The 10,003-nt window shown below is 55.2% G+C and carries 11 protein-coding genes, 1 tRNA gene and 1 riboswitch; of the genes, 2 read left to right on the top strand and 10 right to left on the bottom strand.

Annotation, left to right across the window (positions count from 1 at the left end; genetic code table 11):
• The 3 genes from BUA65_RS16725 to BUA65_RS19045 all read right to left on the bottom strand — a co-directional run.
• Positions 1 to 198 (bottom strand): hypothetical protein (locus BUA65_RS16725; protein ID WP_131821549.1); only part of this gene is annotated, 198 nt, incomplete at its 3' end.
• 12 nt (positions 199 to 210) lie between these two features.
• Positions 211 to 1,806: a diguanylate cyclase gene (locus tag BUA65_RS16730; protein WP_242656377.1), complete on the bottom strand. Its 1,596-nt coding sequence runs from the start codon at positions 1,804 to 1,806 to the stop codon at positions 211 to 213.
• Between the two features lie 97 nt (positions 1,807 to 1,903).
• Positions 1,904 to 2,032, bottom strand: coding sequence for a hypothetical protein (locus BUA65_RS19045; RefSeq protein ID WP_278246295.1), 129 nt, complete (start codon positions 2,030 to 2,032; stop codon positions 1,904 to 1,906).
• Between the two features lie 237 nt (positions 2,033 to 2,269).
• Between BUA65_RS19045 and BUA65_RS18440 the strand changes: the two genes are divergently transcribed.
• On the top strand, positions 2,270 to 2,407 hold the full coding sequence (locus BUA65_RS18440; RefSeq protein WP_165613292.1) for a hypothetical protein: 138 nt from the start codon (positions 2,270 to 2,272) through the stop codon (positions 2,405 to 2,407).
• 306 nt (positions 2,408 to 2,713) lie between these two features.
• Here BUA65_RS18440 and BUA65_RS16740 read toward each other — a convergent pair.
• A tRNA-Val gene (locus tag BUA65_RS16740) sits at positions 2,714 to 2,788 on the bottom strand.
• Positions 2,789 to 2,953: 165 nt separating this feature from the next.
• On the bottom strand, positions 2,954 to 3,736 hold the full coding sequence (locus tag BUA65_RS16745; RefSeq protein ID WP_072871416.1) for a 2-phosphosulfolactate phosphatase: 783 nt from the start codon (positions 3,734 to 3,736) through the stop codon (positions 2,954 to 2,956).
• Between the two features lie 268 nt (positions 3,737 to 4,004).
• On the opposite strand from BUA65_RS16745, the gene BUA65_RS16750 reads away from it, so the two are divergent.
• Positions 4,005 to 5,699 carry an ABC1 kinase family protein gene (locus BUA65_RS16750; RefSeq protein WP_072871419.1) on the top strand — a complete coding sequence of 565 codons (1,695 nt, stop codon included), beginning with the start codon at positions 4,005 to 4,007 and terminating at the stop codon, positions 5,697 to 5,699.
• Positions 5,700 to 5,966: 267 nt separating this feature from the next.
• On the opposite strand, the gene BUA65_RS16755 is transcribed toward BUA65_RS16750, so the two are convergent.
• The 5 genes from BUA65_RS16755 to BUA65_RS16775 form a co-directional block, all read right to left on the bottom strand.
• A complete protein-coding gene (locus BUA65_RS16755) occupies positions 5,967 to 6,782 on the bottom strand; it encodes a LysM peptidoglycan-binding domain-containing protein (RefSeq protein WP_072871420.1) in 816 nt (271 codons plus the stop codon).
• Positions 6,782 to 6,943: riboswitch (cyclic di-AMP (ydaO/yuaA leader) on the bottom strand. Its footprint overlaps the gene before it by 1 nt.
• Before the next feature lie 118 nt (positions 6,944 to 7,061).
• Complete coding sequence (locus tag BUA65_RS16760; RefSeq protein ID WP_072871421.1) at positions 7,062 to 7,388, bottom strand: hypothetical protein; 327 nt, start codon at positions 7,386 to 7,388, stop codon at positions 7,062 to 7,064.
• 27 nt (positions 7,389 to 7,415) lie between these two features.
• Positions 7,416 to 8,330, bottom strand: coding sequence for a homoserine kinase (gene thrB, locus BUA65_RS16765; RefSeq protein ID WP_072871424.1), 915 nt, complete (start codon positions 8,328 to 8,330; stop codon positions 7,416 to 7,418).
• A 19-nt stretch (positions 8,331 to 8,349) separates the two neighbouring features.
• Positions 8,350 to 9,639, bottom strand: coding sequence for a homoserine dehydrogenase (locus BUA65_RS16770; RefSeq protein WP_084062645.1), 1,290 nt, complete (start codon positions 9,637 to 9,639; stop codon positions 8,350 to 8,352).
• Between the two features lie 114 nt (positions 9,640 to 9,753).
• Positions 9,754 to 10,003 (bottom strand): hypothetical protein (locus tag BUA65_RS16775; protein WP_242656378.1); only part of this gene is annotated, 250 nt, incomplete at its 5' end.

A 10,003-nucleotide genomic window follows, 5' to 3' on the forward strand; every position in this document is an offset into this window, starting at 1 on the left:
CGAGAAAAAGCCGTCGTCGCCGCCGCAGCTTGCCGGGATACCTGCAACGTCGCCGTAACCCGGGCGCGGCCGCCAGTGACGCGGGAATTCAAGGTACACTCCGTATGCCGGGTTCAGGTAAGGCACTTTTGTCCCAAAAACCGTTTCCTCGTCCAGGTGGCGAAAAATCTCCGTCCTGATCACTCCGGCCACAAGCATCTCTCTTTTATCCTATACATTCTTTTCCGTGCAGCTCTCCCTTTCTCCCGCCAGCAACCTCACAAAAATCTCCACCAGTTGCGGGTCAAACTGACTCCCTGCACACTTCTTCAGCTCCTCCAGAGCTTCTTCGTGCGACATTGCACCGCGGTAGGGGCGATCCGATGTCATAGCGTCGTAGGCGTCGACTATGGCCAGAATGCGGCTCAAGAGGTAGACCTGCTCTTCTTTCAGTCCCAGGGGATAGCCCTGCCCGTCCCACCACTCGTGATGCTGGAGAATGTAAGGGGCCACCGGAGCCAGCTCGCCAGAGGAGAGGGCAATGCGGTACCCCACTTCGGAATGACGCTGGATTTCTTTCCTTTCCTCTTCAGTCAGAGGACCGGGTTTGAAGAGGATGTGGTCCGGCACTCCCAGCTTGCCGATGTCGTGTATCTCCACCAGGAGGCGCAAACTGTCCATTTCTTCGCGCGAGAGCCCCACTGCCTCTCCCAGCATGCAGGCGATCTCTTTCATGCGCTCCGTGTTATGGAAGTCCTTCTCCGCCAGGGCCGCCTTGAGGGCGCGGATCACTGCACCCCGCGGGTCCTTCCCGCTGGCAAGCTTGTTCACGTACATCGCGTCGTCCGCTTCCTTATAGACCTCCCGCAGCGGACGTGAAGCATCTTTTGCCGTCGCCACCCCCACGGAGATGCTCAAAGGGAGATCCTGGTGCTGCACGTTGTCCTTCTCAACGGCCTCATATATGCGCTTTGCTACTTCTTCCGCCGTCTTCCGGTCTGTTTGGGGCAGGATCACGGCAAACTCGTCCCCGCCGACCCGAGCTACCACGTCGGAACCCCGAACGCAGCTCCCAATTACTCTGGCCGCACGGCGCAATAACTCATCGCCCTGCTCGTGCCCCAGCATGTCGTTGACCACTTTCAAGCCGTCCAGGTCGCATAGAATGAGGCTGACAGGAAAAGAGCGCCCCCTGTCCAGCCGACGCAGTTCTTCCTCGAAGAAAGCACGGTTATACAGTCCGGTGAGGGCGTCGCGGATACTGCAGCGCCTCAGTTCATCCTCCATCTTTTTGCGCTCACCGATATCGCGGATACACTGGACTGCCCCTAAGAGGTTTCCTTTGTCGTCGTAAATTGGAGCCACGAGCGTCCAGAAGTAAACCCCCCTGCCGCCGCGGGCGAAAGGAGCGAAGCCTTCGCCGACAAGAATATGGCCCTTCAATTCGATTTTATCGTACTGCTGTCCCCACTGTGTACCATTGCCGAGCAGGATGTTGGCGAGGATGGGTCTTTTTTCCCCGTAAAACGGGACTGCGTAAGCGTATTCGCCCCTACCCAGTATTTCTTCTCTCTTAACCCCCGTCATTTCTTCCATGGCCCGGTTCCACACGAGCACCTTTCCTTTGTGGTCAACGACAAGGGTGGCGTCCGGAAAAGAATCAACGATCCTTTCCAGAAGATTCATTTTTTCCACTAACTTTTTCGGCTGCAACTCCTTGTCGGCATCGAGCAACAGTTCTAAAAAACATTTAGCCGCACCGGTTTTTTCCTCCGGAAGAGCAGCAACCAGCCGATAAAGTTCTTCTTTTTGTTCGTCTGAGTTCACAACTCCGCCCTCCCCTCTGAGCATCCTTTTCTTGTTGCTTTTTCTTTCCCCGGCAGCAAAAATCCTGCTCCAAAGGAGAGGAAAGGAGAAGAATCTACTATTTTCCAGTTACAGCACTCGTCGAATTAGTACTGTACTTCACCCGGTAATATTCCAGCACTAACCTGTCTACCTTCCGGCTGGCCGCCAGGAGCTTTTCTTTGTCGCCGGGGTCGGTACTCAGCAACTCTCTCCTGGCCTTCTCCCAGCCGCAAGATTACCCTGCCGAGTACCAACAAAAATCTCCCCCCTTCGCCATTTTGCACCAGGTTCAATTGAACCACTTCCAGGAAAATGCGTCAAGAAAAAACCCTGTCGAACGGTGACGGATCGACAGGATTTTCCTCATCAAACAGCTAAAGGCATGAAATTTTCCAGCCCCATAGCCAATTAATTTTGGTAGAAGAAAAATAGGGGGATTACCATGCAGAAACAACAGTCCTTTGTACCTGAACAGGTAGAAAAATTTCTCACGAAGAACTGGTGGGAGAAAGTTTATAAAAATCTGCCCCTGAAAACCCACGGGCTTGTACCGTGGGATGAAAGGGGCGTCGCCCGCTAGGCCGACAAGTGTATTCACAAACACCTTTCTAGTGCTATAATCATGGTGATCAGCGGCAGGCTGCTTGAGAGGACATCAAAACAGAAAGTCGGGTGCGCTGCCTTCCGTTAAGGCCATACCCGACTGTTGGATTTGCTACCGTTTGCTAACCGATTTGCTAACGAACTATTTTGGACACCTTGATTTTAAGGATTCTAACTGGACTATTCTGGATAGTAAATATTTAACAATTCCCGCCCGGCCCTTTAAAATCAAGGTTTTTCAAGTAAAGCAAAAAGCCCCGTTTTCCGGGGCTCTTGATTTTCCTGGTGGGCACGGCTGGTTTCGAACCAGCGACCTCTTGAATGTGAGTCAAGCGCTCTCCCACTGAGCTACGCGCCCGTTTAACTGCGGGGTAATCCCCGCTGCATGTGTTATTTTAGCACATTTGCCGACCAGATGCAAGAGGGGGGAACCTGTTTTTTCATGCCACCCGCCAAAGCTCAAAGGCGGTAGCGTTTATTTTCCCGCATTTATTGTGCCCCGGGCAAAACGCACCTGGCAACTTCAACACTTCTCAATGATGGGATAGCCATTTTCTTTTTTTACCACCTTTACCACCGGCACTACCTCGAAGGTGTTCAGGGAAGCGCACCAGTCCAGATCGGCCGTCAGCCCCATACTAAAAAGTTTGCGCCCGTGGTGAGAGTGGTCAAAAGCCCGGCGGGGGTTGTCTCGATAGGCTAGAGCCAGGTGCAGGGCGGCTACGGAGAGGTCGGCCAGATCCAGTGAAGACGGGTGGTGGTTTGAACAAAGACAGCCCGGGTTCATCATCTCCACCATCTCCAGCACCACCATTCCCGCCGCCAGGGTGTCTTCCAGCGAAAATTTGCCCTGCGTGCCGGCGCAAACCAGGGTGACATCCCTGCCCAGGCGGCAGGCCTTTTGAGCTACAGCCCGGGCATTGAGCAGGCTTCCCACCACCACCGTGCGGGCCCCTTCTATAGTGGCATTCAGGGCCCGGCTACCGTTGCTGGTGGTAAGGACCAGCACTTTGCCCCCCACCACTTCCGGCGTATATTCCAGTGGGGAGTTGCCGTGGGGAAAGCCCGGGATCTTTTCACCGCCCCGCTCACCTGCCAGCAGTGCCGGTGTATTTTCCCCTGCCAGCCTGGCTGCCACCTCTTGAGCCTCAGCCGTGTCTACCACCGTAACCACGCCACGGCAGCCGTGGGCTATGGCGGTGACTATGGTGCTGGTGGCTCGCAACACATCAAAGACCACTGCAGTACGCCCGGCCAGTTCGGCCGGGACTATACTTTCGGCGGTGAGAAGAAGGTCGATGTGCATGACTAGACTACCCTCCGTTAGCTTAAGCTCAGGAAGGAGCTTCCCGGGCCGGAGAAATTCGTGTACCGCCCTTCTACGCGGAACTTCCCGGTGGAAAGGGTGGAAATAAATTGGTACGGAAATATTATACCGCTTCCTGTTTTGAGGCGGCAAGAAGTACGAAGGGCACCTAATGTATATGTTACATTCCAAAAGGGTTTTTAAAGACGGTTGTGGAAAAAATAAGTAATGGCCGGCGGCGCCTGCCGGCGGTTCAGGGAGGATGGCCATGCAATTTCACTTACGCAAAAGGTATAAACATTTTGCCCGCTACCGGGAAATAACCAACATCCTGGTACGTCATGGTTTCGGTTATCTGGCCCACCAGCTGGGCCTTACCGAGTTTCTGAGTTTTGGCCGCCGGTACAAGCTGGCTCGCCGGTTCCCCGACGAAGGGCCACTCAAAATTGTGGAACGGCCTTCCCCGCCCGAAAGGCTGCGCCGGGTCCTGGAGGAACTGGGCCCGACTTTTATCAAGCTGGGGCAGGTGCTTTCCACCCGCTCCGATCTACTATCTCCGGAATATATTGCCGAACTGGAAAAGCTCCAGGACCAGGTGCCTCCTTTCCCCTTTGCGCAGGTGCGGGAGCGCATTCAAATGGAACTGGGAGTGCCCCTGGAAGAAATCTTTATCCATTTCGATGCTACCCCCCTGGCCGCCGCTTCCATTGGCCAGGTTCACCGGGCAAACCTGCGGGACGGCAGGCCGGTGGTGGTCAAAGTTCAGCGGCCCGGTACGGAAAAAACTCTTTTGACGGATGTTGAGATTCTCTATGACGTGGCCCGGCTGGTGGACAGGCACGGACCCTGGCGGGAGTTTTATCGCTTCGAGGAAATGGTGGAGGAGTTTGAAAAGATCCTGCGGGAAGAGATGGACTTTACTGTGGAAGGGCGCCATGCCAATACCTTCCGGCAACATTTCGCCGGGGATAACACTGTCTATTTTCCGATAGTTTACTGGGATTACACCACCAGCAAGGTACTGACCATGGAGTACATAGAGGGAGTTAAGATGACCCACCCGGAAGAGCTGACCCGCCGGGGCATTGACCGGCGGGTGGTGGCCCGGCACCTGGCGGACGCCCTCCTGCGGCAGATCCTTCTCCACGGTTTTTTCCACGGCGACCCCCACCCGGGCAACCTGGCCGCCCTGCCCGACGGTAGAATAGCTTTTATGGACTTTGGCATTGTGGGACGCCTGACTGAAGAGATGCGGGAAAAAATTGGCGCTCTGGTTTTGGGATTGGTCCGGCGCAGCACTGCCCAGGTGGTACAGGCGGTGGAAGCTCTGGGCGTGGTGCCGCCCCACGTTGACCGGGCCGCCCTGCACCGGGATATCGACGCCCTGAGGGAAAAATATTATGAGATACCCTTGAGCCGGATCAGCCTGGCCGAATCTTTAGGGGATGTAATGGCGGTAGCCTTCAAACACCGTATCCGCGTTCCCACCCAGTTCACCCTGCTGGTGAAGTCCCTGGTTACCGCTGAAGGTGTAGTTGCGCAGCTTGACCCGGATTTGAGTATCGTGGAGATTGCCCGTCCCATGGGCAAACGCCTGCTGGCGCGTCGTTTCAGCCTGCCAGGGATAAAAAGGCTGCTCCTGGAGCACCTGGAGGACTACCACCAGCTTTTGACCAGGTTGCCCCACCGTCTGGACAGGGTGCTGGACCTGGCCGCAGGGGGTGAATTAAAAATAAAAGCGGTAAACCCGGACCTGGACCGCATGTTTGGCCAGCTCAACGCCATGGTTAACCGCCTGGTTCTGGGAATCCTTTTGGGTTCTTTGATCGTGGGTTCTTCTTTGCTGCTGGGGCGGGGTTACACCATTCTCTGGGGCCTGCCCGTAGCAGAGGCTGCTTTTGTCGTCGGGGGAGTGCTGGGCGTGGCCCTGATCTTTTCCATTTTGCGTTCCCGGAGATTTTAGTTAAATCCCCGGCGGGCGCAGGCCCGGGATCATGATGACCATTAATGCCAGAAGCAGCACAAAAAGGATAAATCTATGCATAAAAACACCTCCACATCACAGGTTTGTCATATTGATCATTTTACCCCACAAATGTGTAAAACTTACTGCATTTGTGTTAAGAATTTATTAACTTTTGCTTAAAGAAATAAGCCCTGCTCCGGGCAGGGCCGACTTCTTTATGGAAGTTATGGAAGTTCAAAATCTGTCAATTAGCTAAGTATTTAACTAGTAAGTGAATGTAAAACTATCCAGGACCCGGCTTACAGGACGCGATTGCAGCCAGCTATTTGGCACCCAGGATTCAAAAAAGTAAAGGGCACCGTTGGTGGGATCAACGCCGTTCAGGGCGTCCATTGCAGCCCGTCTGGCTTCTTCGCTGGCCGGACGGTTTATCCATCCGTTTAACACGGGCTCGAACTGGTAAGATCCCGTTTCGTCCACCTGGTAAATGACCCCGGGAATGGAATTCGGGAAGTTGCCGCTTTTTACGCGGTTCAATACCACTGCTCCTACCGCCACTTTGGTGATGTAGGATTCGGAATCTGCTTCAGCGGTAATCAACCTTGCCAGAAGGTCAAAATCGGAACGGCTATAATTAACGGGACCCGAGCTGATGGTACCCCGGCTTACGGGTGCAGGGCTTGTCCCCCAACTGTTCGGGGCTGGGATAACCAGTTTCTGTCCCGGATAGATCATATCGCTTCCCAGACCGTTGGCTGCTTTTATTGACTGAAAGCTCACGCCATAACGCAGGCCAATCAGATAAAGGGTATCCCCGGGCTGCACGGTATATGTACCCGGATACCCCTTCCCATTCCCTTCCGGAATGTAAAGCTGCTGCCCCGGATAGATCAAATCGGTGTAAAGACCGTTGGCCCGGCGCAGGGCATCCACGGTGGTTCCGTAGGCGCGGCTGATCAGGAACAGGGATTCACCGGGGCTGACGGTATGGGTGGCCGCCGCAGCAGCACCCACGGGCAACAACACAAGTGCCGCCAGAACTGCCAGAAAGTAACGGGCGTAAAGCAACAGCCTGTTCATTTTTCCCTCCTCTGGCCTCCGGGGTTAGCTGATGGGTTCGGGTAGAGGGCACCCTACCGCGCGTCTTGTTTTCACCTCCTTAATAACGCGCGGATTCACCCCGCTCCGGGTAAAAATTCCCCCGTACCCCGGGCTTCCCGGGGATTCGGCCACTGGTAATTCAATTACAAGTGTAATTATACAGGCCCGTCGCCAGCAATGCCAAGTGACAAATAATGCCAGGTTGGCAGTGCCCCGGCATTGACAGGATACGGTGGTTAATTATCCCCTACCACTGTTTTACCTGCTTTTCTTCAGCCTTGCCCTGATCCTGGCGTTAATCTGCTCCATCAGAAAGATTGTGTTAAAAACATGGTGCAACTGGATGGCAATACTTTCTATGGACCGGTCCAGGGAAACCAGATGGGGTTCTACCACCAGCTCCACGCCGTAGGCGGACTCCATCTGGTTTTTAAAGGCGCGTAAAATGGACTCCCTGGTACTCTCGTCGCCTACCTGCAACCAGGGAGAAAAAGGGTCGATCTCCTCCTGTTTTACGTGTTCTTTGATCAATGCTATTAACGCATCGCGGAATTGTTCGAAGCCGGGCCGTTTAGATGCGGGCAAGGAAATCCCCCCCTTCGAATGGGGACGCTACGAAGGTTTTGTCTTAATTTCCAGGGCCCGGGCACCCACCGGGCTGGGCTCCAGAACCATGGCCCGGGCCATAATGCCGCTTTCCCGGAAGGTATCCTTCATCACCCGGGCAATAAGCTCCAAATTGCTATCAGCCAGGGCAATTATACTCGGTCCGGCGCCGCTAAGGCAAACTCCCCGGGCTCCGGCGAGGCGGGCAGCCGCCAGCACCTTTTTCATTCCGGGCACCAGGGAGGCGCGGTACGGCTGGTGGAGCCTGTCCTCCATGGCCGTGGCCAGCAGGTCCAGTTTGCCCTGCTGCAGAGCGGCCGCCAGCAGAGCTACCCGCCCCAGGTTAAAAACGGCATCCGCCAGGCTGACATGCTGGGGCAACACCTCCCGGGCAGCCCTGGTGTTCAGGTGAAAATCGGGTATGGCCACCGCCACCTTGAGACCCGGAGGGGGATCTATTTTTACGTAGCGGACCTCCCCTTCCACGGTAGTGGAAATAACAATGCCGCCCAGAAGGGCCGGGGCCACGTTATCGGGATGACCCTCGAGCTGTGAGGCCATGTTGAGCAGTTCCCGGCAGGAGAGCTTGTTTCCGGAAAGAATGTTGGCCGCCATCAGCCCGCCCACAATGGCCGAGGCACTGCTGCCCAGCCCCCGGGCTACCGGAATGTGATTGATCAAACGGATGCGCAGGCCCCCGGGATCAAAGCCCACCTGCTTGAAGAGATACATGGCTGCCCGGTAAACCACGTTGCTTTCGTCCCGGGCAATGTCCTGAACACCCTCCCCGTGCACCTCAATAACCAGGCCGCCGGGCAGGCGTACCATTTCTACTATGTTGTAAAACTTCAAGGCCATCCCCAGGCAGTCAAAACCCGGTCCGAGGTTGGCCGTGGTGGCAGGTACCTGCACGCGGACCATTCTCTTACCCTGCCCCTTTCTACTCACCTTCTACCCGGATACAGCTGGCGATCCGGTCAACCGAACTCAGGCATTCCACCAGGCGTAACGCGTCCTGGAGGTTTTGTTCCCGCACCCGGTGGGTAACCATCACGATTTCCGCCCTGTCGCCATCGGTGTGCTTTTGGATTACCGAGGCCAGGCTGACTTCCTTATCCCCAAAGGCATAGGCTATTGCAGCCAGCACTCCCGGCCTGTCGGCCACCATCAGGCGAATGTAAAACTTGCTTTCGGTCATGGCCATGGGCTTGATTGGTTTTTCTTCGTAACAGGTGCAGCCGATGAAGCCCGGCACTTTATGCAGAATGTGGCGGGCCGCGTCCATGATGTCTGCCGCAACAGCGCTTCCAGTGGGTAATTCCCCCGCGCCGCGGCCGTAAAACATGGTGTCACCCACGGCATCGCCCCGGACGAAAATGGCGTTAAACACGTCGTTAACTGAAGCCAGGGGGTGATCCTGGGAGATCATGGTCGGATGCACCCGCACCTCGATGCCCCCGGGAGTTTCCTTGGCAATGGCCAGCAGCTTGATCACATAATTCAACTCCCGGGCGTAGGCAATATCTCTGGCAGTGATTTTGCTAATGCCTTCCACGTAAACATCGTTTAAAGTGATACGTGAATTAAAGGCGATGGAAGCAAGGATGGCCAGCTTGCGCGCCGCGTCCAGCCCCTCCACATCGGCGGTGGGATCGGCTTCAGCATAACCTCTGGCCTGCGCTTCCCGCAGTGCCCGGTCAAAATCCACTCCTTCCTGGGTCATTTTGCTCAGCATGTAGTTGGTTGTACCGTTGATAATGCCCATAATCTCCTGAATGCGGTTGGCCGCCAGGCACTGTTTTAAAGGACGGATAATGGGGATGCCTCCGGCCACGCTGCCTTCAAAAAGGAGGCCGGCACCGCTGGCCGCGGCGGCGGCAAAGAGTTCCTTACCGTGCAGGGCAATCATGTCCTTGTTGGCCGTAACCACACTTTTGCCCCGCTTCAGGGCGGCCATGACGTAGTCCAGCGCCGGGTGGATACCTCCCATTACCTCCACCACAATGGCTATTTCCGGGTCGTCCAGGATGTCCTGGTAATTATCGGTAAGCAGGGCCGGATCCAGCGGGATGCCCCGGTCCCTGGTCAGATCGCGGACAAGGATGCGGGAAATTTCAACGGGTGCACCCACCTTATGGGCAATGTTTTCCGCATTGCCGGTAAGAATGCGGTAGACCCCGCGGCCTACCGTTCCCAGGCCTAAAAGTGCTACTCTTACCGTCTGTTGCAAAAATCCTCTCTCCTTCCTTCCAACACTTGTCCCTGGTACAGCCATGAATATTTTATCATCGTTAACTGGTTGAGGGCAAATAAAAAAACCGCCCTTCGGGCGGTTCTTCCTCTTCTAGAAAATGTCTTCTAAACTGTTTTGCCACGGCTCTTTAGGGTGCATTTCTCCCCCACATTTTTCACAGGCAAATCTGGGTGGCATAGTCGGGTCCCCTGGATCAACCAGATCAAAATACTGGACCACCTCTTCCGGGATCTCTTCTTCAACATTACACTGCAAACAGCGATACGTTATCGTAGCCCCCTTTTCTAACAACGACCTTTCTTTTTTCTTCTTTTGTTTTTTTGCTTTTGCCATGCTCTTT

The organism is Desulfofundulus thermosubterraneus DSM 16057 (assembly GCF_900142025.1).
GTDB classification, from domain to species: Bacteria; Bacillota; Desulfotomaculia; order Desulfotomaculales; family Desulfovirgulaceae; genus Desulfofundulus; species Desulfofundulus thermosubterraneus.

Coding starts and splice junctions, on each gene's coding strand:
- BUA65_RS18440 (WP_165613292.1), top strand. CDS start 2,270: ATGCAGAAACAACAGTCCTTTGTACCTGAACAGGTAGAAAAATTTCTC.
- BUA65_RS16745 (WP_072871416.1), bottom strand. CDS start 3,736: ATGCACATCGACCTTCTTCTCACCGCCGAAAGTATAGTCCCGGCCGAA.
- BUA65_RS16750 (WP_072871419.1), top strand. CDS start 4,005: ATGCAATTTCACTTACGCAAAAGGTATAAACATTTTGCCCGCTACCGG.
- BUA65_RS16755 (WP_072871420.1), bottom strand. CDS start 6,782: ATGAACAGGCTGTTGCTTTACGCCCGTTACTTTCTGGCAGTTCTGGCG.
- thrB (WP_072871424.1), bottom strand. CDS start 8,330: ATGGTCCGCGTGCAGGTACCTGCCACCACGGCCAACCTCGGACCGGGT.